General features: G+C 28.4%; 1 protein-coding gene. It reads left to right on the top strand.

Features of this window, described 5'->3' with window-relative positions; all coding sequences use genetic code 11:
• Window positions 1-501 (top strand): GIY-YIG nuclease family protein (locus ABD990_RS34170; protein WP_345384944.1); only part of this gene is annotated, 501 nt, incomplete at its 5' end.
• Window positions 502-574 lie beyond the last annotated feature (73 nt).

Here is a 574-nt window from a genome sequence, read left to right on the forward strand (position 1 = left end):
GGCCCTCCAGCCATCTTTGAGGATATGTCTAAACTGAAAACATCCGGTTATTTTGCCATTACTAACGATAGACCTAAACCTTATTCTTTCTTTAGCCTTAAAAAGAAGTCGGGTATTTATATGATTACTAATAAAGTTAACAAGAAATACTATATAGGGATGACTAAAGACATCTTTGTTAGAATTAATAATTATCTTTATGTTAGCCGATTAATTGATAACAAATCTTCTAGACTACACAGAGCTTTCCTTAAATACGGATTTAATAACTTCTCCCTTACTATTTTAGAATTTGTAGAACATTCTAAGAATACTGCACTTAGAGAAAGAGAAGACTACTATATTAAAGTATTTAAACCTCAATACAATATAGTTAGATCTTCTTTTAATCTAGATTTAGAGAAAAACGACAAATATAACGTGAATAAATTGAATTTAATTACTCCTATTAAAATAAAAAATCTACTAGATAAAGCTTTAGATCCTGCTTTATTAGATTGACATCTTATTGACCTACAATTTAGTAGAACTAGAAGCTTTTATTCTTTTGTTTGATTGACTCCTAAAGCTATAG

The organism is Pseudonocardia yuanmonensis (assembly GCF_039542425.1).
Lineage (GTDB): Bacteria > Actinomycetota > Actinomycetes > Mycobacteriales > Pseudonocardiaceae > Pseudonocardia > Pseudonocardia yuanmonensis.